The 23,238-nt window shown below is 70.8% G+C and carries 24 protein-coding genes; 8 read left to right on the plus strand and 16 right to left on the minus strand.

Features of this window, described 5'->3' with window-relative positions:
• Positions 1-7: 7 nt before the first annotated feature.
• The 9 genes from OO71_RS31015 to OO71_RS31055 all read right to left on the minus strand — a co-directional run bounded on the left by OO71_RS31015 (position 8) and on the right by OO71_RS31055 (position 9,831).
• On the minus strand, positions 8-2,137 hold the full coding sequence (locus OO71_RS31015; protein ID WP_033293512.1) for a PPE domain-containing protein: 2,130 nt from the start codon (positions 2,135-2,137) through the stop codon (positions 8-10).
• Positions 2,138-2,147: 10 nt separating this feature from the next.
• Entirely contained in the window at positions 2,148-2,672 is a 525-nt protein-coding gene (locus OO71_RS31020) for a hypothetical protein (RefSeq protein ID WP_033293513.1), read from the minus strand.
• Between the two features lie 31 nt (positions 2,673-2,703).
• On the minus strand, positions 2,704-3,549 hold the full coding sequence (locus OO71_RS31025; protein WP_033293514.1) for an ESX secretion-associated protein EspG: 846 nt from the start codon (positions 3,547-3,549) through the stop codon (positions 2,704-2,706).
• Positions 3,550-3,837: 288 nt separating this feature from the next.
• Positions 3,838-4,506 (minus strand): flavin reductase family protein, encoded by a 669-nt coding sequence (locus OO71_RS31030; protein ID WP_156096628.1) that lies wholly within the window; start codon positions 4,504-4,506, stop codon positions 3,838-3,840.
• Between the two features lie 298 nt (positions 4,507-4,804).
• The gene (locus OO71_RS31035) at positions 4,805-5,620 is read right to left on the minus strand and encodes an FAD binding domain-containing protein (RefSeq protein WP_033293515.1); all 816 of its coding nucleotides are present in this window, start codon (positions 5,618-5,620) and stop codon (positions 4,805-4,807) included.
• The gene (locus OO71_RS31040; RefSeq protein WP_033293516.1) at positions 5,617-6,084 is read right to left on the minus strand and encodes a (2Fe-2S)-binding protein; all 468 of its coding nucleotides are present in this window, start codon (positions 6,082-6,084) and stop codon (positions 5,617-5,619) included. Before OO71_RS31040 ends, OO71_RS31035 begins: the two co-directional genes overlap by 4 nt.
• Position 6,085: 1 nt before the next feature.
• Positions 6,086-8,338 carry a xanthine dehydrogenase family protein molybdopterin-binding subunit gene (locus tag OO71_RS31045; protein ID WP_033293517.1) on the minus strand — a complete coding sequence of 751 codons (2,253 nt, stop codon included), beginning with the start codon at positions 8,336-8,338 and terminating at the stop codon, positions 6,086-6,088.
• 52 nt (positions 8,339-8,390) lie between these two features.
• A complete protein-coding gene (locus OO71_RS31050; protein WP_211260652.1) occupies positions 8,391-9,149 on the minus strand; it encodes a sulfite exporter TauE/SafE family protein in 759 nt (252 codons plus the stop codon).
• Positions 9,150-9,204: 55 nt separating this feature from the next.
• Positions 9,205-9,831: a GTP cyclohydrolase II gene (locus tag OO71_RS31055; RefSeq protein WP_162186129.1), complete on the minus strand. Its 627-nt coding sequence runs from the start codon at positions 9,829-9,831 to the stop codon at positions 9,205-9,207.
• A gap of 100 nt (positions 9,832-9,931) precedes the next feature.
• Here OO71_RS31055 and OO71_RS31060 point away from each other — a divergent pair, with 100 nt between their 5' ends.
• Positions 9,932-11,074, plus strand: coding sequence for an epoxide hydrolase family protein (locus OO71_RS31060; protein ID WP_033293520.1), 1,143 nt, complete (start codon positions 9,932-9,934; stop codon positions 11,072-11,074).
• A gap of 1 nt (position 11,075) precedes the next feature.
• On the opposite strand, the gene OO71_RS31065 is transcribed toward OO71_RS31060, so the two are convergent.
• From OO71_RS31065 to OO71_RS31075, 3 genes are read right to left on the minus strand one after another with little or no spacing between them, the layout of a single operon-like run.
• Entirely contained in the window at positions 11,076-11,828 is a 753-nt protein-coding gene (locus tag OO71_RS31065) for an FHA domain-containing protein (RefSeq protein ID WP_156096629.1), read from the minus strand.
• A gap of 42 nt (positions 11,829-11,870) precedes the next feature.
• Positions 11,871-12,698 carry a hypothetical protein gene (locus tag OO71_RS31070; RefSeq protein ID WP_033293521.1) on the minus strand — a complete coding sequence of 276 codons (828 nt, stop codon included), beginning with the start codon at positions 12,696-12,698 and terminating at the stop codon, positions 11,871-11,873.
• Positions 12,695-14,488 (minus strand): serine/threonine-protein kinase, encoded by a 1,794-nt coding sequence (locus OO71_RS31075; protein ID WP_051792482.1) that lies wholly within the window; start codon positions 14,486-14,488, stop codon positions 12,695-12,697. The genes OO71_RS31070 and OO71_RS31075 overlap by 4 nt, the downstream gene beginning before the upstream one ends.
• Positions 14,489-14,640: 152 nt before the next feature.
• Between OO71_RS31075 and OO71_RS31080 the strand changes: the two genes are divergently transcribed.
• The 4 genes from OO71_RS31080 (at position 14,641) to OO71_RS31095 (ending at position 17,985) form a co-directional block, all read left to right on the plus strand.
• Positions 14,641-15,414 (plus strand): right-handed parallel beta-helix repeat-containing protein, encoded by a 774-nt coding sequence (locus tag OO71_RS31080; protein WP_033293522.1) that lies wholly within the window; start codon positions 14,641-14,643, stop codon positions 15,412-15,414.
• A 31-nt stretch (positions 15,415-15,445) separates the two neighbouring features.
• Positions 15,446-16,201, plus strand: a complete 756-nt coding sequence (locus OO71_RS31085; RefSeq protein WP_245633835.1) for a hypothetical protein — start codon at positions 15,446-15,448, stop codon at positions 16,199-16,201.
• Between the two features lie 104 nt (positions 16,202-16,305).
• Positions 16,306-16,575, plus strand: a complete 270-nt coding sequence (locus tag OO71_RS31090) for a DUF3040 domain-containing protein (protein WP_033293523.1) — start codon at positions 16,306-16,308, stop codon at positions 16,573-16,575.
• Between the two features lie 348 nt (positions 16,576-16,923).
• Entirely contained in the window at positions 16,924-17,985 is a 1,062-nt protein-coding gene (locus OO71_RS31095; protein WP_051792483.1) for a DNA polymerase IV, read from the plus strand.
• A 169-nt stretch (positions 17,986-18,154) separates the two neighbouring features.
• On the opposite strand, the gene OO71_RS31100 is transcribed toward OO71_RS31095, so the two are convergent.
• Positions 18,155-18,913, minus strand: a complete 759-nt coding sequence (locus OO71_RS31100; RefSeq protein WP_033293524.1) for a class I SAM-dependent methyltransferase — start codon at positions 18,911-18,913, stop codon at positions 18,155-18,157.
• A 78-nt stretch (positions 18,914-18,991) separates the two neighbouring features.
• Between OO71_RS31100 and ahcY the strand changes: the two genes are divergently transcribed.
• Both ahcY and OO71_RS51340 read left to right on the plus strand, forming a co-directional pair.
• Positions 18,992-20,452 (plus strand): adenosylhomocysteinase, encoded by a 1,461-nt coding sequence (gene ahcY, locus OO71_RS31105; RefSeq protein WP_033293525.1) that lies wholly within the window; start codon positions 18,992-18,994, stop codon positions 20,450-20,452.
• A 141-nt stretch (positions 20,453-20,593) separates the two neighbouring features.
• The gene (locus OO71_RS51340; RefSeq protein WP_156096630.1) at positions 20,594-20,749 is read left to right on the plus strand and encodes a hypothetical protein; all 156 of its coding nucleotides are present in this window, start codon (positions 20,594-20,596) and stop codon (positions 20,747-20,749) included.
• 156 nt (positions 20,750-20,905) lie between these two features.
• Here the strand turns inward: OO71_RS51340 and OO71_RS31110 are convergent, their stop codons facing one another.
• From OO71_RS31110 to OO71_RS31120, 3 genes are all read right to left on the minus strand, one after another.
• Positions 20,906-21,112 (minus strand): hypothetical protein, encoded by a 207-nt coding sequence (locus OO71_RS31110; RefSeq protein ID WP_033293591.1) that lies wholly within the window; start codon positions 21,110-21,112, stop codon positions 20,906-20,908.
• Between the two features lie 184 nt (positions 21,113-21,296).
• Positions 21,297-22,169, minus strand: a complete 873-nt coding sequence (ku, locus tag OO71_RS31115; RefSeq protein ID WP_033293526.1) for a non-homologous end joining protein Ku — start codon at positions 22,167-22,169, stop codon at positions 21,297-21,299.
• Positions 22,170-22,196: 27 nt separating this feature from the next.
• The gene (locus OO71_RS31120) at positions 22,197-22,511 is read right to left on the minus strand and encodes a hypothetical protein (RefSeq protein WP_051792484.1); all 315 of its coding nucleotides are present in this window, start codon (positions 22,509-22,511) and stop codon (positions 22,197-22,199) included.
• A 42-nt stretch (positions 22,512-22,553) separates the two neighbouring features.
• Here OO71_RS31120 and OO71_RS31125 point away from each other — a divergent pair, with 42 nt between their 5' ends.
• Positions 22,554-23,216: a TetR/AcrR family transcriptional regulator gene (locus tag OO71_RS31125; protein WP_033293527.1), complete on the plus strand. Its 663-nt coding sequence runs from the start codon at positions 22,554-22,556 to the stop codon at positions 23,214-23,216.
• Positions 23,217-23,238 lie beyond the last annotated feature (22 nt).

Genomic DNA, 23,238 nt, shown 5'->3' on the forward strand with positions numbered 1-23,238 from the left:
TCCCGCCTCACTTCCAGTCCTGGTTCTTCCAGTCCCCGATCACCGGCGGCGCGACGACCTCGTCCGGCGCGAAGAACGACGGATCGTCCGACTCGACGTAGTCCGCGATCTTGTGCTCCTTGTCCTCCGGTCCCGTACCGCCCCGGCCGCCCCCGGCACCCATGCCGCCCATGCCAGGGGAACCCGGCGCACCCTTGCCGCCGGCACCCGGGCCGCGGCTCAGCGGCTCCTCGCCCGGGTTGCCGATCGCCCCGGTGACCGCACCCGGACTCGCCGGACCCACCGCGCGTCCGCCGAAACCGCTCCCGCCCCCGCCGAGGCGGCTGCTGATGCTTTCGCCGTTCACGCCACCGGTGCGGCCGATCCCCGGGACCTTGCCGCCGGACCCGCCGAGCGGGCCTCCGGTCGTGCTGTCCGGGATCTTGCCGGACAGCGGCGGGATCTTCCCGAGCGGACTCTCCCCGATCGACGGGATCTTCCCGCCCAGCGGGCTCCCGGTCGACGGAATCCTGCCGCCGGTCGGACCGCTGGTCGACGGGATCTTCCCGCTGAACGGAGTAGTACCCGTCGACGGGATCTTGCTCCCGCCAGGTCCGCTGTTCGGGGTGAACGGCGGCGGGGTGAACGACGGCGGCGTGAACCCCGGACCTCCGCCCGGCCCGCCACCGGCAGGACCACCCGGCACCCCGGGACCGCCGCCCGGGAAGACGGGCCCGCCGCCGCGGGTGTCCGGCAGGTTCAGCGGCGGCGGCGTGAACCCTTGCACCTTCGTGGAATCGGTGTTCCCGGGGTGGAATCCGCCGGGAATCGTGCTGCCGCCGGGCGTGTCCGGCAGATGCAGCGGCGGCGGGGTGAAGTTCCCGCTCCCGCCCGGAATCGACGAGCCACCCGGGCCGCCCGGCATCTCGAACTTCGGCGGCACCGTGGTGTGGCTGCTGCCCAGCGGCTTCCCGTCGGGGCCGATCCCGCCGGGATTGCCGCCCAGCGGCATCCCGTCCGGCCCGATCCCCCCTGGCCCCATCGGTTTCCCGTCCGGACCCATCGCCAACGGCTTCCCATCGGGACCCATCGGCAGCGGCTTGCCGTCCGGACCCATCGGCAGCGGCTTGCCGTCCGGACCCATGGGCAGCGGTTTCCCATCGGGACCCATCGGCAGCGGTTTCCCGTCCGGACCCATCGGCAACGGCTTCCCGTCGGGACCCAGCGCGCCCGGATGCCCGTCCGGCCCGCCGCGGATCAGCTGCGCCGGATCCCGGTGCGCTTCGGTCTCGCCGCCGGGAAGTTTCGGCGGCGCAACGAACTGCGGCGTCGCCACCGCCCCGCCGACGGTCTGGTCGAAGCGCGTCATGATCTGCGCCGCCTGGTCGCGCGCGGCCTGCTGGTCGCGGAACGTCTTCATCGCCGCACCCGCCGCGAGCGCGTACACGACCGGGTCACGGATGGTCTGGAGCTGCGCGTTCGCGTCCTGCACCGAGAATTTCACCGGTGGGTTCGCGACCATCGCCTTCTGCGTCTCGTGCAGCGCCTGCGAGTGGATTTCCTGCTGCCGCCCGGAAAGCGTCGCACCCTGCGCCGTCGACCCCAGCCACTTGCCGACGTTCGCCAGGTGCTCCCGCGCGGCGTCCCCGCCCCCGCCGCGCCAGTTCGCCGTGCTCGCGTTGATCGCAGCCGCGAGGTTTTTCTGGTGCCCGGCAAGGTCATTGCCGATGCGGACCCATTCCTCCGACGACTCCGCGACCGTCTTCGAGTCCGCCCCCGTGCTGATCGCCCGCAGCATCAGCTCGTGCGACGCGTTGCGCCACTCGGTGTGCGGGGCGGTACCGGGCTTGCGCAGCTCCAGCCCGTCGCCGAGGTCGCCCTTCGCGTCGTGCAGGTGCTTCTCGTACCGTTCCTGGATTTTCCGGTCCCGCAGCTTGGGATCGACGACGGGGCCGAGCCAGCCCTTGCGGATCTCCTCGTCGATCTCGCGCGTGGCCTCGTCCCGGATCTCGTCGCCGGAGCGCACATCGTCCGATTTCACCGGCCCGATGTAGTACTTCGACGACGGATCCGCAGTGACCTCGTAGTACGGGCTGCGTGGATCGTAGTCCGGCGACTTCGGATCGGACACGGACGCATGGTTTTCGGTGACAGCCACGAAGTCTCCCTCAGCTCGGCTCGCCGGCGTCAGGTAGACGCTTGAACGTGTCGCGGGTTCCGGATTCGCGCTCGCGATAATTCTTCTTGGCCAGCTTGATCGCCTCGACGTACGTCGGGAACTCGTCGCGCGCCGCCTGCAGCTGGGTGAGCAGCCCCTGGTTGTCGCTCGCCGTGGCGACCATGTGCCCGGCGACCCAGCGCGCGGCCGGGGTCTGCGACATCTCCGGGTGGTTCCCCAGCTTCTGCAGGGCATCCCAGCGCGCCTGCAGTGCGTCGACGACGCCTTCCAGCGACTCGATCATCTTGTCGCCGGTCGAGTCGTCGACAGCGAAAGAACCTTGCTCTGCCAGCACTTTCAGCTGCCGGCCGGCCAGCAGCGGCGCCTTCCCGGCGTCCTCGGTCGTGCCCCGCCCGACCGCGAGAACGCTCCCGGTCACCACCCTCGCCATGGCGTCGGCCTGCCGGGTCTTCTCCGCCTGGACAGTCGTCGCCACGACGGCTTTCGCCAGTGCGTCCGCTTCCGCTTCCTTCATCTGGGCCTTCCCTCCCTGGTTGCCCGCGTCCTCAGTAGACCGCGGAAATGGCTTGCTGCACGGCGCGCGCGACCTCGGACCGCCCCGCCGGCACGTAGTCGGCACTCACCTCTCCGGCATCACCGGAAGTGGTCCGGACCAGATAGCGGCCGTCCTCGGTGTCGAGCCAGCTCAGCGGATCCGCCGCCGTCCGCTCGCCGTGGCGGCCCCAGCCGGACACCGTGATGTGCCCGCCGCCGAGGCGCGGCTGCGCGAACACGCGCGCGAGCACCTCGGGACTGCCCGGCCTACGCGAGATCCGCGGGTCGGCCCGCGGCTGTACCCGGCCGCTGACCTCGATCATCCCGAACGCGTCCGTCTCCACCTCGTCCTCGGCCGCCTCGGCCCGACGGCGCGCCGTCATCGCGGACACCTCGCGCACGGTTTCCTGCCGCACAGTGTGCGCGCCGGTACTCGCCGGACGCGCCCGCGGCAGCACCCCGGTGACGACCTCCACCAGCTCCTCGTCGGCGAACAGCGAGAACAGCAGCTCGTCCGACTCCGGGTCCTGCGTGATCCCGAGCGCCTGGCGGCCGTCGGTGAGCGCGAGGACCGCGATGTCCGCGCCGAGCCCGTCGATCCCGCTCACCGCAACGGATACCCGCGGGCGCGCGAGCAGCCCGAAGGCCAAGCGCACCCGGGGAATCAGGTCGCCGTTCGCCGACAGCCTGCGTTCCTCGACCGCGCGGTGCACCTGCGCGGCGACCCGGACGAACCGCACCGGATCCGACGGCACCGCACCGATCCGCAGCGGGTACCGGCGGATGTCCCCGCCGGTCGCCTCCCCGATCACGAGTGCTTCGACGACGTCGAGACCGAACTCGAACCTGTCCGCCATCCCGAGAACATCCTTCCCACGGCGGTCGTATGCGGCCGCCCGGAACCCGATCGTACCGACGGATTGCCTTGCCATGCCACGGAATCACAACGCGGGAACCGTAGCAGTGGCGCTGGTGGCCCAGATCACGACCGGCGCGCTTGCCTCAAGGGGCACAGCGTTGTGCCCTCACGGACACGACCGGCCCCCTCGCCGTGCGCGTTTCTTGACGGATGCGTGCCCCGAAGCGAATTCTCCGTTGCTGGAAGGAAAACGGGAGCCGGCTCCACAATGGACTTGCGGGGTTACTCAGCGTGCTGCCCGCGCGATGTCCGGTGAGCGGTAAAGGCGTTCCGGGATACTGGCCAGCGTCGAGGGGTGCACTTGTGGGCCCAGGCCGTAGAACTTCTGAAAACTCATGATCAGCGGGTGCCAGGCGTCCGGATCAATGTGGTCAGTGGTGCCGGGAGTGCGGATATCGTTGTGCACGAAGACGCGTTGTACGCGCACTTCCAGGCCCAGTACGCCGCCGCGCTGGGTTTCGTCGTCTTGGGCGAAGGGGTGGACCGACTCCAGGACCGCTTCCATCGCGACCGGGCATTCGGCGACTCTTGGTGGTGCGACGGTTTCCGACGGTATCGGGGTCAGACCGGCGTGGCTGAATTTGTCCGCCACGTGGCGGTAGCCGCGGTCCCGTTTGCGGGGTGGGACGGGGTTGGAGCCGGTCGTCAGGGCCAGGCGGTCCACGGCGGGGGCCTGGGCCGAGGAGGGGAGGTTGAGGACGCATTGGCCAGTGCGGAGGAGGTTGGTCGCGGTCTGGGATCTTGCGCCGAGGCCCAGCATTGCGCGCCAGCCCAGCCAGAAGGCGGAGGAGATGGGGGCCAGGTTGGGAGTGGAGTCTTCGTTCGTGGTGGAGATGAGGACTACCGGGGTGCCGAAGTAGAGGATGTTCGGTTCTATGGGGAGGTGAGAGGTCACGGGTCCAGTTTGCGGAGCCGGGGGGTGGGGGGCTGGCGGGAAATGGACGTTGCTGTTCGGTTTTCCCGGGGGAATTGTTGCGTGGGGGCACCCCGAAGCTCGATGGTGACGACGGTGTTTTGGCTTCGGATCGGGGTGCAGGGCCGGGTCTGGGTGCCTGGGGCCGCTGTGCGCGCGGGTGTGGCTGGTGTGGTGGGTGGGGCCGTGGACGGAACCTTCACGGAATGGTGGTCCGTGAAGGGAACCATGAGGGGGGGAATCAGATTCCGTGATGGTTCCCTTCACGGACTTTTGCGCGTCAGGAGATTCCGGCGCTCGCCAGTGCGCGGGCGGTGAGTACGCGGGCCAGGTGTTTGCGGTATTCCGACGTTGCGTGGGGCTCTTCCGGCGGTGACGTGTCTTCTGCGGCCAGTGCGGCTGCTTCCGCGGCGGTGGCGCCGGAGGCCAGGGCGGCCTCGGTGGCGGACGCGCGCAGCGGGGTGCCGCCCATGTTGATCAGGCCTACTGCTTTGCCGGTGACTGCGACGCCCACGATGGCCCAGTCGATGGCTCGCCTCGTGAACTTTTCGAAGCCCCAGCCTTGGCCTGCTTGGCTCGGCAGGCGGATTTCGGTGAGCAGTTCGTCCGGTTCCAACGGCGTGGTGAACGGGCCCAGAAAGAAATCCGCGGCCGGGATCGTGCGTTCGCCCGACGGGCCGCGGGCTACCAGGGTGCCGTCTGCGGCGAGTACGGCCGCCGGGAGGTCTGCGGCTGCGTCGGCGTGGACCAGGGAGCCGCCGATTGTTCCCCGGTGGCGTACCTGTGGGTCGCCGACTGCGCCGGACACGTGGGCCAGCAGGGGGGCGTGCTCGGCCAGCACCGGGTCATGTTCCAGGTCGTGGTAGCGCGACAGCGCGCCGATCACCACCTCGTTGCCGTCCAGGCGGACGAACTTCAGCTCCGTGAGCGGCGCGATGTCCACCACTACCTCGGGCGCGGCGAACCGCAGCTTCATCAGCGGCAGCAGCGAATGGCCACCGGCCAGGAGTTTGGCTTCGTCGCCGTGTTCGGCGAGCAAGGCCAGTGCCTCGTCCACAGTGGACGCTCGGCGGTAGGCGAAGCCGGCGGGGATCACTCCGTCACCTCCTGTCCGGACGCCTCGATCACGGCACTCACGATGTTGTGGTACCCCGTGCAGCGGCAGAGATTGCCTTCCAGCGCGGCGCGGGCTTCCTGCCGGGTCGGCTTCGGGTTTTCCTTCAGCAGGGAAACCGTCGCCATCATCATGCCCGGCGTGCAGAATCCGCACTGCAGACCGTGTTGCTCGCGGAAAGCGCGCTGTACCGGGTGCAGCTCCTCACCGGTGGCCAGACCCTCCACAGTGGTCACTTCGTGGCCGTCCGCCTGCGCGGCCAGCACGGTGCACGACTTCACCGACTCGCCGTCGAGCAGCACCGTGCACGCGCCGCACGACGTGGTGTCACAGCCGATGTTCGTGCCGGTCAGCTCCACCGTGTCCCGTAGGTAGTGCACGAGCAGGGTGCGGTCCGGCACCTCCCCGGCGGTCGTCTTCCCGTTCACCTCGATCGAGACCCGCACGTCAGTTCGCCTTCCTCGCGTCGTTCAGGGCCGTCCACACCCGCAGCGGGGTCGTCGGCATGTCCAGGTGCGTGACGCCGAGGTGGGCGAGCGCGTCGACCACCGCGTTGTGCACCGCAGGCGTGGAGCCGATCGTGGCCGCCTCGCCGATCCCCTTGACCCCCAGCAGGTTCCGGGTGGTCGGCGTCTCCATGTCCACCAGCTCGAAATCGGGCAGCTCGGTCGCGGTGACGAAGGAGTAGTCCGCGAGCGTCGCCGTGGTCGGGTTGCCGTCCGCGTCGTAGCTCATCACCTCGAGCAATGCCTGCGCGATGCCCTGGCCGAGCCCGCCGTGCCGCTGGCCGCGGAACGTCAGCGGGTTCACGATCGGGCCCGCGTCGTCGAGCGCGACCATCCGGGTCACCTCGACCTTGCCGGTCTCGGTGTCGACCTCCACCACCGCGAGGTGCGCCCCGAACGGGAACGTCGGGCTGCCGTCGCCGAACCAGACGTCCGCGGTGAACCCGCCCGCCTGGCCCGCGACCCGCGCCCAGTCCAGCGTGGCGCTCGACGGCGCGCCGCGCACCTGCCAGGTCCCGCGGTCGACGTCCAGCTCAAGGTCTTCGGGTGCTGCCTCCAGCAGCTCCGCCGCGACCTGCCGGGCCTGCGCCACGACCTCGTCCGCGGCCTGCCGGATCGCCGACCCGCCGAGCTGCAGCGACCGCGAGCCGAACGTGCCGACCGCACGCGGGACCTCGTCGGTGTCGCCGTGCCGCACGGTGATCTTCTCCAGCGGCACGCCCATCCGGTCGGACAGCAGCATCGCCAGCGTGGTGCCGAGCCCCTGCCCGTGCGGCGAACTGCCGGTCCACGCGGTGATCGACCCGTCGGCGTGCACGTCGACCCGGCCGCTCTCGCCACCGCCGTCGCCGCCGGTGATCTCGACGTACGCGGCGATCCCGAGGCCGAGCGCCACCGGGTCGCCCGCCTCCCGGCGCTTCGCCTGTTCAGCCCGCAGCTGCGCGTATCCCGCCGCATCGAGGACCTTGTCCAGCGCCGCCGCGTACTCGCCGGTGTCGTACGAGCCGCCGGTGGGAGTCTGGTACGGGAACTCGTCGGGCCGGATGAAATTGACCCGGCGTACGTCCGCCGGGTCCATGCCGATCTTCGCGGCGAACAGGTCCATCGCCCGCTCGACCGCCGCGGTCGCCTCCGGCCGTCCCGCTCCGCGGTACGCCGCGATCGGCGTGGTGTTGGTGACCACGCCGCGGCTGCGGGTCTGCACCACCGGGAAGCGGTACACGCCGGGCGCCATCAGCTCGGTGAGCGTGGGCAGGAACAACGTGCGCGGGTACGCACCGGCGTCCTGGATCACGTCCAGCCGGTACGCCAGCACGGTTCCGTCGCGCTTACCGCCGATGGTGACGGTGTTGCGCTGCGCGCGGCCGTGCGTCATCGAGGTGAGGTTCTCGCTGCGCGATTCGGTCCACCGCACGGCCCGGCCCGCCTGCCGCGACGCCCAGCCGAGCAGCGTCGCTTCCGGGTCCGCGCCGATCTTCGCGCCGAAACCACCGCCGACGTCCGGCGCGATCACCCGCACCCGGTCCGCGTCGATCCCCAGCCCGGCGGCGACCGTGCTGCGCCCGATCTGCGCGTTCTGGCTGGAAAGCCACAGCGTGACCCGGCCGTCGTCACCCCAGGCCACGGACGCGCCGCGGACCTCGAGCGGGGCGGGCGCCACGCGCTGGTTCAGAATCTCCTCGGTGACCACGACGTCGCACTCCGCGAACACCGAGTCGTCGAACTCTTCCGCACCGTGCACCTGCACGACATTGCTGTCCTGGTCCGGGAACAGCAGCGTCTCGCCGGACAGCGCCGTGTCGAGGTCGGCGACGGCGTCGAGCGGGTCGTAGTCCACGTCGACCAGCTCGGCCGCGTCGGCCAGCTGGTACCGCTCCTCGGTGAGCACGAGCGCGACCGGCTCGCCGACGTACCGCACGACGTCCGCCGCCAGGTACGGCTCGGTGACCGGACCTGCCTTGCGCGGCGCGAGATCCAGGTCCGCCGCGGTGTACACGGCGACCACACCGGGTGCGGTGCGGGCTTCTGCCACGTCGATCCCGGCGATCCGCGCGTGCGCGATCGGGCTCCGCACGAAGACCGCGTGGGCCGCGCCGGCGAGCGCGTCCTCCCGCAGGTCGTCGACGTACGTGCCGCCTGCGGTGATCAGCTTCTCGTCCTCGACGCGCACCACCCGGGTGCCGACAATGCTCATCTGTCCTCCTGCTCGGGTACCCCGCCGACTATGCCCGGTATTCGTTCGCGCGTCAGCCTGAATAGGCCTGCCACGCGAGAACCGCGGCGAGCGCGAGCCCGCCGAGGCCGATCGCGATCCGCAGCGGCGTCGCGGGAAGATAACGCACCAGCACCGAGCCCAGCCACGAGCCCGCAACCGACCCGGCGCAGACGGCGATCGCGGCGGGCCAGAACACCTTGCCGGTGAAGGCGAACACCGGCGCCGCGATCAGGTTCGCGGTGCCGGTGGCCACGTTCTTCGCGGCGTTCGTGCGAGCCAGCGCCTGGCTCCAGACCGTGGTGAGCAGCGCGAGCATCAGCACCCCGGCCGCCGCGCCGAAGTATCCGCCATAGACCCCGATCAGGAACGCCGCGATCCCGGTCAGCGGACCGATCCCCCGGTGCTCGTGGTGCTCGGCCATCCGCCGCAGCCGCGGACCGGCCATCAGCACCACCGACGCGCCGCCGATCAACCAGGGCACCACCAAGGTGAAACTGTCCGGCGAACTGACCAGCAGCACCAGCCCGCCGCACGCCCCGCCCACCGTGGTGATCAGGCACAACGGCAGCAGCCGCCGAGCCTGTCCGCGCAGCTCCGGCTGGGAGCCCGCGGCCGCGCCGGCAGTACTTCCCAGCATCGCCACGGTGTTGGTCATGTTCGCGCTGACCGGCGGCAACCCGGCAGCCAGCAACGCCGGGTACGACACCAGCGAGGCGAGCCCGGCGACCGCGCCGGTGAGCCCTGCTCCGACGCCGGCCAGGAGCAGCAGGGCGAACTTGCCGGCGTCGATGGTCACCGCGAAAGCAGAACATACCGGCTACGCCATATAGGTCGTTATACAGTGGTCAACTCGCCAGCCCCGGTTCTCCGGGCAGCACGAGGCTGTGCCCGGTGTGCTCCACTTTGGCCCGCAGGTACCGCACGTTCCGTTCGGTGGCGAACACGCCCGTGCGGACCCGCTCGCGCACCTGGATGCCGTGCCGCGCCAGCTGCGCTGCCTTGTCCGGGTTGTTCGACAGCAGGTCCACCTGCTGGACCCCGAACACGTTCAGCATTTGCGCGGCAGCCGTGTAGTCACGCGCGTCTTCGGGCAGGCCGAGGGCAGCATTCGCGGCGTACGTGTCCATGCCGGTGTCTTGCAGCGCGTACGCGTCGAGCTTGTTGTACAGCCCGATGCCACGCCCTTCCTGGCGCAAGTAGAGCAGGTACCCACCGGCCGCGGAGATCCGCTCGACCGCCTCCTGCAGCTGCGGGCCGCAATCGCAGCGCGCGGACCCGAAGACGTCACCGGTGAGGCATTCCGAATGCAGCCGCACCAGCGGGACCGGCCCGGGTTCGCCCAGCACGAAGGCGAGGTGCTCGAGCCCGTCGGACAGTCCCGTGAAGGTGACCGCCTCCGCATCCGCCGCCGGCCCGTCGCCGAACCGCAGCGGGATCCGGACCCGCGTGCGCACCTGGGGCATCCTGCTCATGCACAACTCCTTTCCCCCTCGGTGATCCCGACCCTACCCACTGCCCCCGACAAAACTCCGGCGTCCAACGTCACAAGCTTGATCGCGTAAGGTCGGGAATATGGCCGCAAGCCCGGAGCCGTTCACCCCCGGAACCGATCCCGCGCAGCTCGAAGACCTGCGGGTACGGCTCCGTGCCACGCGCTGGCCGGACGCCCCGGAGGACGGCTGGGGCCTCGGCGCCGACGTCGGGTACCTGCGTGAGCTCGTCCGCTACTGGGCCGAGGAGTTCGACTGGCCGAAGCAAGAGGCCGCGCTCGCGCAACTGCCCCGGTACCGCGCCGAGGTCGGCGGGTCGGGCATCCATTTCGTCCACGCTCGCGCCGCCACCGGCCCGGCCCTGCCGCTCGTGCTGTGTCACGGCTGGCCGGATTCGTTCTGGCGCTACGCGAAAGTCGTCCCGCTGCTCACCGACCCGGGCGCACACGGCGCCGACCCTGCCGACGCGTTCGACGTCGTGGTACCCGACATGCCCGGGTACGGCTATTCGGACCGGCCCGAAGGCCCGGCGCCGGATTCCCGCGCGGTGGCCGGGCGGTGGGCCGAGCTGATGACCGTGCTGGGCTACCCACGGTTCGCCGCCGCGGGCGGGGACATCGGCAGCGCGGTCAGCCGGTTCCTCGCGCTCGACCATCCGGACCGCATCATGGCCGTGCACCGCATGGACGCCGGAATCCCCGTGTTCACCGGCGATCCCGCCGAGCTGACGCCGGAAGAACGCACGTGGCTGAAGGGCGCCGCGGCTTGGGGCGCCACCGAGGGTGCGTACGCGGCGATGCATCGCACCAAACCGCAGACGGCCGCGGTCGGGCTCACCGATTCGCCCGCCGCGCTGGCCGCGTGGATCGTCGAAAAGCTGCGCGCCTGGAGCGACTGCGGCGGGGATGTCGAACGCTCCTTCACGAAGGACGAGATCCTCACCAACGTCACGATCTACTGGCTCACCGGCACCATCGGCTCATCGATGCGGATGTACCGGGCGAATGGCGCAATCCCGCCGGAACAGCACGCACGCCGGGTCGAGGTGCCGTCGGGGTTCTCGCAGTTCCCGGCCGACCTGATCCGCGCCCCGCGGGAGTGGCTGGACCGCACGGCGAACACCGTCCGCGTCACGGCCCCGGAGCGCGGCGGGCACTTCGCGCCATTCGAAGAACCCGAGCTGTACGCGCAGGAACTGCGCGACTTCTTCCGTCCCTACCGCTGACCTACCCACCCCACGTCGACGGCATCCACTCCACCTCACCCGGCAAGGGCGGCAATACCGGCGCCAGTAACGCCAAATCCGGCGGCACCAGCACCGCCCCCGAGACCAGCGCCGACACCACCTCCGCGTCCGGGCGACCGGGCCGCACCCGCGCACGTACGCCGTCCAGGACCCCCGCCACCGCATCCGGTGTCCAGCCACCCCCAGGGTCCAAAGTGGACAACCGCGCCGCCGCCAGCGCCACCGGGACCGCCCGCGGGCATTCGTCCCGGCGCAGGAAACTGCGGCCCACCATGGCAAGCACGAGGCGTTCGTCCGGCCGCAACCACACCGCGGGAGCCGCATCCGGTGCGCCGTCGGTGATCCGGACCTCCAGCACGTGCTCCCGATCGCCCGAACCACGCGCGAACACCGGGAGGTAACCCGGCGGCAGCGGGACCGGCGAGGCACCGGTGAACAGCAGCCGCGACCTCGGCAGCCGCAGCGGGACCTTGCCGGTGGCCCGCACCCACCACCGGCCGCCGTGGTGCTCCAGGACGCCGTGCCGCCTGCTGACCCGCCGGTCGTCCTCCCCCAGCGGCACGGTCACCTCGGCCGTGTTCCGCCCGAACGTGACCGGGTCCGTGGCCGACGGGGGCACCAGCACTCCCCCGGTCAGCCCCAGCACCACGAGCGTCCCGGGCGGCGACGCGAACCCGCGCGCCAGGCTCGGATGCCCCGCGGGCAACGTCCGCATCGGCTCGCCCACGGACACCCCCACTCGCTGCCGGAACGCGGTTGCTCCGCGTATCCCGAGTCAAGCAGGCGGCTCCGGGACCCCTCCCGGATCGGCGTCCCCCGCGGGTTCGAGCAGCGCCAGGTCCGGCGGTACCAGCGACGTGGACAGCAGCAGTTCCTTGATCAGGTTGTCGTTCAGCGCATTCCCGACCGGCTCGCCGACCTCCTCGCGGGTGAGCCCGGCGACCCCCGCGCGCGCCAGCCGGGCCCGCACGGCACTCACCAGGTGCTCGACCCGCTTGGCGCTCCACGGCGCATCCGGGTTCAGCTCGGTCAGCTGCTGCGCGACCTGCCGCCACGCCAGCGGCTGCGGGTACGGATCCTGCAGCAAGTACCGCTGCGCCAGCGAAACGAGCACCAGCCGTTCGTCCGGCGTGAGCCGCCACATCCGCGGCGGCTCGGTGACGTCCTGCGGCCGCGAGTCCGGGCGGCGGCCGTCCGCCCCGGCCACGTACAGCTCCAGCAGATGCTCCCGGCCGGCCGACCCGCGCACGAACGCCGCGGTGTACCCCTCGGCGAGCGGCACCGGGTCCTCCTCCGGAAACAGCAGCCGCGACCCCGGGAGACGGATCGGCAGCCGTCCGGTGTTGTGCATCCACCACGAATTCCGGCGCCGGACCAGGAATCCCTGCTTCCGGCTGACCTTCCGGTCGTCCTCGCCGACGCACACGTGCACGTCTTCGCGGTTGCGTCCGAAAAGGACCTGGCGGCCGTCGCGCGGCGGCATGCGCACGCCGCCGGTGACAGTGAGCGCGAAGATCGTGCCCGGCGGCGACGGCGGGACCCCGTGCGCGAGGCTGCCGTAGTCCGGACCGAGCGGTTCGGCCGCGCTGGTGAACGCCATCATGTCTTCGGCAGCTTCCCGGCCACGGCACCGGCCAAAGTGGACACCGGGGCGCACAGCCCGTCCGACGGCGGATCGCCGTGCACCACGATCTTGATCCGTTCCACCGCGCTGTCCCCGTGCCCGTCGGTGTAGGTCCGGTGGACCAGGATGGCCTGGCAGGTACCGGCGGCGAAATCATCGGTCTTGAGGTACGCGTCGTGCCCGGCGACCTTCACGAGCTTGCCGGTGTCGCCGTCCGGCGGCTGGTCCCGGTCGAAGACGATGGTGACCCAGCGGTCGGTCGACGAGCTCCGCCAATCGCATTCCCAGCCACCGAAACCGGGCTCGATCTTCACCGGCGCGGCCACGCCTGCCGTCGAGGAAACCGCGTCCGGAGTGAGCAGCGCACACGCGTCGAGCCGGGCCAGCGACGCCTGCGGATACGGCGTCGCGTGCGGCGGAACCCCCGCGGCGGCAAGGACTTTCGTCGCCGAGGCCACGGCGACCTCGGCCACCTTGCACACGTCAAGGTGGTCGCCCTTGTCGACGCCGGCGGTCACGCGCACGAGGTAGCGGTCCGGCAGCTGGATCAGGCGCACGCAGTCGTCGTCCGGCGGCGCGGCGAACACCGAGAACGGACCGGACTTCGACGCCGGGCCCTCCGGGTCGGCCGGATCCTGCAGCTCGACCTTGACGTCCGCCTGCAGGTCGCCGGTGCGGTGCAGAAGCACGTCGCAGCGGTTGAAGTTGCCGTAGTCCGGGTCGACCTCGGGCTCGCCGAACGGGCGCAGCGGCTCGGGATCAACCAGCCGGCACGGGTCGGCGGCCCGCGGGTCGGCGCCGATGCCGAGCTTCGCCGGGGTGACCGCCGACGCCGCCACCGCCGGGGTCACCGGTTCGTCCTTCGGCCGGATCACGAAATACGTGGTGACGAGCACCGCGATCGCCACGACGACCGCACCCGAGACCAGCAGCCGCCGCCGGGCCCGGCGCTGCCGCGGCACCGCGACCGGCAGCGTGTCGATGCCCTCGGCCAGCAGCTCGCCCGCAGCGGCCGCGGCGGGCCGCTCCGCCGGGTCACGGCGCATCAGCTGCTCCAGCGCCGGGGCGAGGCCTTCCGCGTGCTGCGCCGCCGGGACGGTGCCCTCGGCGACCCGGCGGATGGTGGCGTACTCGTTGCCGCCCGCGAAGGGCGGCGCGCCTTCCACCGCGGCGAAAAGCGTTGCCCCGAGGGAAAAGACGTCCGACGCCGTGGTGGGCGCGTGGCCTTGGGCGACCTCCGGGGCGAGGTAGTCCGGGGTGCCGCCGATGAACGGGGACTCGGTGACCGTCTCGTCGGTGCGGACCGACCGCGAAATGCCGAAATCGGTGAGCTTCGCGCGGCCGTCGTCGGTGATGAGGACGTTGCCCGGCTTGACGTCCCGGTGCACGATCCCGTGCGCGTGCACCGCGGCCAGCGCCGCCGCGACCTGCACGCCGATCTCCGCGACGGTGCGCGCGGGCAGCCGTCCCTCCGCGGCGAGGATCTGGGCGAGGCTGCGCGAGGGTACGTACTCCATCACGAGCCACAGCTCGTCACCCTGGGCAGCGACGTCCAGGAAGGTGACCACGTTCGGGTGGAGCACCCCGGCCGCCAGCCGAGCCTCGCGGCGCAGCGTCCGCCCGCTGACCACGTCGGACAGCCGGGCCTGCTTGAGCGCGACCTCCCGGTCGAGCCGCTGGTCGTGCGCCCGCCAGACGACGCCCATCCCGCCACTGCCGATTCGCCCGGTCAACCGGTACCGGTCCGCGATCAGCTGATTCGGTTGCACCGACGCTCCCCTCGGCGTGGTCCGACCCCTGTGAGGTAACTCGCAGTAACGATACTGCATCACCTCCGGGGTCAGAAAGCGGCCCGGGACCCCTCCCGATCACCTGCGCTACGGTCGCCGCCGACCCCGTCCGCGCCCCTTCAGGGAGACCGATGCGCGCCCCGAACCTGACCCCGGCCTGCCTGGCAGCCGTGCTGGCCGTCGCCTTCGCCCCGGCTGCGCACGCGGCCGGTTCTCGCCTGCACATCACCGAGGGCGGTACGCCCGATCACCCACGCGTGTACGCGGGCGGCGGCAAGGAGGTGTCCGGCATCGACGTCGACGCCGATTGGGTGGTGGTCGACGGCTACACGCTCACTAAACCGTCGGCTCCCGGGGTCGAGCTTCGGGGTTCCCACGTGACTCTGCAGAACACGACGATCACCGCACCCCACGGCGGCGACGGCGACGGAATCCGCTTCTTCGGCGACGACATCGCGATCCTGCACAACACCGTGCGGCAGACGTCGAACCGCAACGGCCACGCCGACTGCATGCAGACCTTCGCCAGCGACACCCCGCCGAGCAACCACGTGCGGATCGAAGGCAACCGGTGCGAGCAGATCGACAACATGTGCGTGATGGCCGAGGGCCCGAACGACGGCGAGGGCGACGGCAAGGGCCACACCACCGACTTCGTGATCAAGGACAACTTCTGCGAAACCCGTAAGGCGTCACAGGCGCTGATGTTCGAGGACGTCCAGCGGGCCACGATCACCGGAAACACCTTCGCCGCCGGACCGGACCACGCGATCGGGCTGGCGATCCACTCCACCGGCGCGCACGTCGAGGGCAACCACGTGGACCCGTCGATCCGCTGCGAGGTCGGCATCGACAAGTCCTCCCGCGAGGGCTACACCGGACCGGAGCCGAGATGCGCCCCGTGACCACTGTGGACAGTCCACTCCGGACCCGCCGATGAAGATGCCGTGGCGCAAGGACCCCGGCCCGATCACGATCGCTGTGTTCGACCCGTCCGACCCGTCCGACCCGTCCGACCCGTCCGACCCGTTCGAGCGGCGCGGCGCGTTCCGGCGCGCGGGCCTGGTCGTCGGCGGGACCCGGCTGCCGCCGATCACCACGCCGAGCCTCACCGACCGGATGGCCGAGCAGGCGCGGGCGGCGTACCCGGCGGGAACCGGACCGGTCGGGAATGTGGTGCCGCACAAGACGATCGCCGTCGAAGGGCAGGTCGTGTACACCGGGCTGGGCGGCCGCGCAGCCGCGGTCGTACTGCTCACGCCCGCGTTGCGCAAGAACCTCGACGGCCTCGGCGAAGCACTCGCGAACCACGGCGCCGAGCTCTACCTCGACGCCCACGACGGCTTCCTGCGGGCGTCCCTGCTGCTGCCCGAAACCGGCGTCGACCTGGACACCGGAATCCTGCTCTCCGGCGGCGACGTGCAGGAGTTCCTCCAGGCGGCCTACCGCACCGAGGTGGTGGAACTGCACGTGCAGCACACCGCCAGCACCCGGCTGCTCCCGCTGGTCTGCTCGGCGGCCCGCATCCGCGAGGTGCTCGACGCAGGCCTCGCGAGGCTGGTCCGGCCCGCCCCGGCCGACCTCGCTACTGCGCTCACCACTGTGAACGGATCACTCAACCGGGAGGCACTCGTACGGCTGCGCGTGACCGGTCAGGCAGCACTCACCGTCACCTTCGACGTCGAGGTCTGACCCGCAGTACCCGCGGCCGGGTGAATCGCCGGAGAGCTGGTTCGAGGCCCGCCCGCGGGGGTACTTCACCGGCGACGGCACGCGGGCCGCCGAAGGAGACCTCCATGCTCAGTCATCACGAACGCGTCGAGCTGGACAAGATCGAGCGCTGGTTCGAAACCAGTGACCCGGAACTGGCGGACGCCCTGCGCCGCGGCAAACCGGCCCGCACCGCCATCCTGCTGACGACCTTCGCGATCCTGCTGGACGTCATCGCATGCGGCCTGCTGGTCGCGGGCCTGGTCACCGCCAGCCCGGCACTGACGGTGTGCGCACTGTTCGCCGCGGCCGGCGGAGTGGCGGCCCACATCGCCCGCTGCCACGACCACGGCTGACGCGCTTTCCGGCGGTTCTCCGGCCTCAGCCTCGGGTCGGTATCCCGGTGCCCGGGTGTGCACGGGTTAACGCCGCGTTCCGTTTCCCGCCGCACGCCTCCCTTCGCGATCTCGGCCAGCCCCACCCGCCACGCCAGGAACACTCCGGCCACACCCCGCCCGCCGGTCACGCCTCACCCAGCAGAGCCACCGCCGCCGGTGGTGCACCGCCCGGCCGCGTCTCGCCCCAGCCACCAAAGCCGCGCTTCATCCGCGTCGGCTTGGCACACCCTGCAGGGTCACAGCCACTCCCCTCCCTGCGTCGTCACCCCTCGACCCGCCGCCGAAACCGCCCACCCCACCTCCGGGATGCGCGCCGACACCCCGGCACCGCACACTGGTGCCGTGTCCGAGTGGGTCCTGCATGTCGATCTCGATCAGTTCATTGCTGCCGTGGAGGTTGCGCGGCGGCCGGAGCTGCGTGGGCGGCCGGTGATCGTCGGCGGGAATGGGGATCCGGCGGAGCGGGCGGTGGTGGCGACGGCGTCGTACGAGGCGCGGGAGTTCGGCGTCGACTCCGGTATGCCGTTGCGGCTGGCCGTGAAACGCTGTCCCGACGCGGTCTTCCTTCCCGTCGACGGCCCCGCCTACCAGGAGGTCTCCGACCACGTCATGGCGAGGCTGCGGGAGTTCCCGGTCGTCGTGGAGGTGCTCGGCTGGGACGAGGCGTTCCTCGGCGTCACCGCGGACGATCCGGAGGCGCTGGCCGAGGACGTCCGGCGCGGGATCGAGGAGGAGACCGGGCTGTCGTCGTCCGTCGGGATCGGGGACAACAAGCTGCGGGCCAAGCTGGCGACCGGTTTCGCGAAACCCGCCGGGATCTACCGGCTCACCCAGGAGAACTGGTGGGACGTCATGGCCGAACGCCCGACCGACGCGTTGTGGGGCATCGGCCGCAAGACCGCCAAGAAGCTCGCCGAAGCCGGGTACACCACGGTGCTCGAACTCGCCGCCGCGGACCCGGATGCGCTCGCCGCGAGGTTCGGGCCCCGGCTGGGTCCGTGGTACCGGCTGCTGGCGGGCGGGATCGGCGAGCGCGAGGTGAGCGCAACGCCGTACGTCGCGCGTTCCCGGGGCAGGGAAACGACATTCCAGCAAGATCTCACCGACAGCGCCGCCATCGTGGCGGAGATCGCGCGGCTGGCCGAGCGCGTCGCCCAGGACGTCGCCGAGGAAGGTCGGCCCGCGGCGCGCGTTGCGGTGAAGGTGCGCTTCGCGCCCTTCTTCACCCATTCGCACAGTGTGACGTTGCCCGAACCGTCGTCCGACCCGGCCGTGCTCGCCGCCGCCGCGCAGGACGTGCTCGCCCGCTTCACGCTCGGCAAACCGGTGCGGCTGCTCGGAGTGCGCGCGGAGTTCCCCCGCGCTTGACAGCGCGCGACCACCCTTGCCAAGGTGGAGTCCGACGCGCCCACCGGGGCGCGGCTCCGGGCCGAGAGGCGCTGCGACGGGGATTCCCCCGCCACGCTCGGCCCGCGGGATCTCGACCGAAGGGCGCCTCCTGCAAAGGAGGTGCACCGTGTCACGGGTGGCCGCTCGCTCAGCACCGGCGCGCAAGGTGGAGCGTGGTGTCGGTGATCAGGTCCACCGTCTCGGGGAGTACCTGCCGGATCCGCTGAAAAGCCTGCTCCCGCAACGGAATCGGCAGCTCAAGGTATGCCGAGACGGTGGAAAGCAGACCCACGTACTGATCAGCGCGCACCGTCAATCGCTGGGGCAGCGCGACCTGCCGCACGTCCGCGAACAACCCGGACCTCAGCAGTTCCGTCCCCGGCCACTGCAGGTCGTCCCCGGGCGGTGTGCCGTCCGGCGACGGGATCTCGTCGGTGACCAGAAACGACGCCCGGGCGCCCTGGATTGCTTGCGCCACCACGGGATCGGCGACCAGGACCGGCCCGCCGAACGACGCGAACACCCCGCCCGGCTCCAGCAGCGCGGCAATGCGCGGCCACCGCCGGTCCGGGTCCGTCCAGTGCAGTGCCGCCGCGGCGTAGACCAGTCCGTACTGCCGGTGCGGGCGCAGGTCTTCGAGCGCAGCCTGCTCGGTCTCGACGTCGGGCGGCACGTGCTTGCAGAGCTCGGCGAGCATGGCCCCGTCCGGTTCGGTCGCGGTGACCGCGATCCCCCGTGACGCGAAGAGCCGGGTCGCTTTCCCGGTCCCGGCACCGATTTCGAGTGCGGTGCGCACCGGCCGCCCGGCGTAAGCCAGCACCGCCGCGGCGAATTCCGCGGGATACCCCGGCCGGAACCGCTCGTACGCCGACGCCACCGCACCGAAACTCAGTGCGCGATCGGACATACCCCGCGTTCTCCCCTGCGCCCATTCCCCGGGTACCGCGACGGTACCCGTACTTCAGCCTGCTTGAAAGGAAAGAAAATGACCTCGAAACTGCGTACCGTCGACGGCCTCGAGTTCGCCGTCGCCGATCTCTCGCTCGCTGCCGCCGGGCGGGTGCAGCTCGATCTCGCCGAGCACGAGATGCCCGGGCTGATGGCGATCCGCCGCGAGTTCGCCGATGCCCGTCCGCTCAAGGGGGCGCGGATTGCCGGGTCGCTGCACATGACCGTGCAGACCGCGGTGCTGATCGAAACCCTCGTCGCGCTCGGGGCCGAGGTGCGCTGGGTGTCCTGCAACATCTTCTCCACCCAGGACGAGGCGGCCGCGGCGGTCGTCGTCGGTCCACACGGGACTCCCGAGCGCCCACAGGGCACCTCGGTGTTCGCGTGGAAGGGCGAAACCCTCGACGAGTACTGGTGGTGCACCGACCGGCTGTTCCGGTTCCCCGGTGGCGAGGTCCCGAACATGATCCTCGACGACGGCGGCGACGCCACCCTTCTCGTCCACAAGGGAGCGGAGTTCGAGGCGGCCGGCGCGGTACCCGGCCCGCACGCGGACGACCCCGAGGAGCACCGGATCATCCTGCGCACTCTCGAGGCCAGCCTCGCCGGGGACCCGCAGCGGTTCACCCGGATCGCCGACGGGATGCGCGGCGTCACCGAGGAAACCACGAACGGCGTGAAGCGGCTGTACCAGCTCGCGACCAGTGACGCACTGCTCTTCCCGGCGATGAACGTGAACGACTCGGTCACCAAGTCCAAGTTCGACAACAAGTACGGCATCCGGCACTCGCTGGTCGACGGCCTCAACCGCGGCACGGACGTGATGATCGGCGGCAAGTTCGCCGTCGTGTGCGGGTACGGCGACGTCGGCAAGGGCGCCGTCGAAGCCCTGCGCGGGCAGGGCGCACGCGTCGCGGTGACCGAGATCGACCCGATCTGCGCGCTGCAGGCCGCGATGGACGGGCTCGACGTCGTGGAACTCGACGACGTCGTCGAGCGCGCCGACATCTTCCTCACCACCACCGGCAACTTCGGCATCATCTCGGCCGCGCAGATGGGGCGGATGAAACACCAGGCGATCGTCGCGAACGTGGGCCACTTCGACAACGAGATCGACATGGCCGGGCTCGCGAAGGTACCCGGGATCCTGAAGACCGAGGTCAAACCGCAGGTGCACACGTGGCGTTTCCCGGACGGGCACGCGATCATCGTGCTGTCCGAGGGCAGGCTGATGAACCTGGGCAACGCGACCGGGCATCCGTCGTTCGTGATGTCGGCGTCGTTCGCGAACCAGGTGCTGGCGCAGATCGAGCTGTTCACCAAGCCCGGCTCGTACGCGACCGGCGTGCACCGGCTGCCGAAGCACCTCGACGAGAAGGTGGCGCGGCTGCACCTGGACGCGGTGGGCGCACGGCTCACCACGCTGACCAAGGCACAGGCCGAATACGTCGGCGTGGCCGTCGAGGGCCCGTACAAGCTGGAGCACTACCGCTACTGAGCGTCCCGGATTCGGCCGAACGCCGCACCGGCTGCTCCGAACGATGCCGTTTCCGCCCGTTCCGGCGGGGTGATCCGGTGAGGGTGCGCACCGGCTGCCCGGCATCCGCCGGGCGGCCCGCTACACGAAGGAGAACACATCGTGCTCATCCTCGGGATCATCCTGCTCGTCATCGGTTTCGTGGTCGGCATCCCGGTCCTGTGGACCATCGGGATCATCCTGGCCGTGGCCGGTGCGGTACTGGCGGTGGCCGGCGCCACGGGACGCCGGATCGGCGGCCGCGCGCACTGGTACTGATCGCCACCTGCCGGTGAAGGGGTCCTCCGGCTCCGAGGGGGAGGGAGAGCCGAAGGACCCCCCGGTAGTGTTAGCACACTGCCAAGGCGCTTGTACACGGCCGCTTACCCGATCGGGTAAAGATCCCTCGGCAACCCGGAAGGGGGACCGCGCGGCCTAGGAAGCCCGCCGCAGCAGCGGGTTTGCCGTGGGGGCGCAGGCGCAGCCCGCGTCGAGGGTGTGGCAGTCGATGATCAAGCCGTGCCGGACGCGGTCCAGGTCTGCGCAGGACGGGTCCGTGCATTCGGCGAACCCGCGGTCCGGGTGGACGACGAGGGTTCCGTGACAGTGGTCGATGCCGCTCGTGCAGAACGCGCACTCCATGCTCATGCCCCCTTCCGCTTCGATGCTGTGCCCCGGCACCTGAGGGGTTCCGGGGCCGGACGACTCCTTGGTACCACCGGAAAACCACCGTCCCCGGCATCCCCGCGGCGTGTCGTCCCACCCGGTCCGGTGAACCCGCCCTACCCGCAGTGACGAAACCGGGCCGGTGCACGAAAACGCGGAATCAGGCGCTTTTCGGCCGCCGCGCCCGGCTCGCCGGTTTCTTCGCAGCCGGCCCGCTCTCCGCCTTCGCCCCGGCCTTGCCCTTCGCCGGTTCGCGGGTCTTCTTCGCCGCCGAAACGCTCGCCTCCAGCGCCGCCATCAGGTCGACGACCTCGGCCTTCTCCTCCTGCTGCGCCGGCCGCGCCGTCTCGCCTCCGCCTGCCTTCGCCTCGATCATCGACTCCAAGGCCTCGCGGTAGCTGTCCGAGTACTTCTCCGGTTCGAACACCGGCTCGGACAGGGAGTCGATCAGCGAGCCCGCCATCGTCAGCTCCTGCGGGCGCACCTGCGGCGGATCCTCGTGCAGGAACGGGAAATCCGGGACGCGTACCTCGTCGGCCCACAGCATCGTGGTCATCACGAGCACGTCGTCGACCACCCGCAGCAGCGCAAGGCTCTCCCGCTGCCGCACCGCGACCTTCGCGATCGCCACGTGGCTCGCCTTCTGCAGTGCGTCGCGCAGCACCACGTACGGCTTCACCGCGTTCTTCTGCGGCTCCAGGTAGTACGTGCGGTCGAACCGGATCGGGTCGATCGACTCCAGCGGCACGAACTCCAGCACGTCGATCGCGTGCTGCGTGGGCAGCGGCAGCTCGGCCAGGTCGGAGTCGGTGATCACCACCATCTCGCCGCCGGGCAGCTCGTAGCCCTTCGCGATCTCCGAGTACGGCACCTCTTCGCCGTCGACGGTGCAGAACCGCTTGTACTGGATCCGCCCGCCGTCGGCGACGTGCACCTGCCGCAACGACACGTTCTTGTTCTCGGTCGCCGCGTACAGCTGGATCGGAATACTGACCAGCCCGAACGACACCGAGCCCTTCCACATCGACCGCATGCCGCACCTCCGCCGGTCCCCTTGCCGTCACTCACGCTCGGTGACCACCGTAGCCGGGATTGCCCGGATCCGACAGTCCGCGCAGGTCCGGGGGGGTCGGGCCGGTCCGGACCCGGCGGGAAAATGCGGGTTTTCGAGCATCCCGGCCAGGTTCCCGTCCGGAGGCCGCAGCAGGGCCGTGCGGATGCCGCCGCCGTTCTCCGCTCGGCCATTCGGGTGCATGCCAGCTCGTACCGCGTGCACCGCGTACCCGACGCAGTGCGGGTCGTCGAAGCAGGACGGCATGCCGAGCACGCGGGTCCACCACTCCGTGGCTGCGGTGAAAAATTTCGCGGTCCGCATAATTTTTCGCACCCCGCAACTTTTGCTGCTACTCTCGCCCGGGTGACCTCTCCCCCTCCGGAGGGCCTGCGCGAACGCAAGAAGCGGGCCGCGCGGCAGGCGCTCGCCCAGGCGGCGCTGCGGATCGCGCTCGAGCGCGGCGTGGACCAGCTGCGGGTGGAGGACATCGCGAACGAGGTGGGGGTCTCCCCGCGCACGTTCAACAACTATTTCTCGAGCAAGGAGGAAGCGGTCTGCTCGTTCATCGTCGAGCGGCAGGTGCGCGTGCGGGAGACGCTCCTGTCCCGGCCGGCGGACGAGCCGCTGTGGGAGGCGGTCCTGCATGCGGCCGTCGAACGGCATCTGCGCGACGAAAGCCCGAAACGCGAGGATGTGCGCCGGATGCGCGAAATGATGCGCAATGCCGGGCTGTTCGGCGAAATGCTGCGCGCGCACGCCAGTGTGGAGCGCGTACTGGCCGAAGCCGTGGCCGAGCGGGCAGGCCCGCACGCAAATCCGTTGCACGCGCGGATGATGGCGGGCATTGTGCAGAATGCCTCCCGCATCGCCTTCGACACCTGGCTGAACTCCGGCTCCGACTCCGACGACGAGTTCCTGCCGGTGTTCATCGGGCTCCTGCGGGAAGCCGCCGCCGGCCTGCCGGCACTGACCGCAGCTGCCGGGAAAGCTGCGGACACTGCCGACACTGCGGCTGCCGCATCCTGAACCGCCCCGAACCGACCCACCA

This window comes from Amycolatopsis jejuensis (assembly GCF_000717335.1).
GTDB classification, from domain to species: domain Bacteria; phylum Actinomycetota; class Actinomycetes; order Mycobacteriales; family Pseudonocardiaceae; genus Amycolatopsis; species Amycolatopsis jejuensis.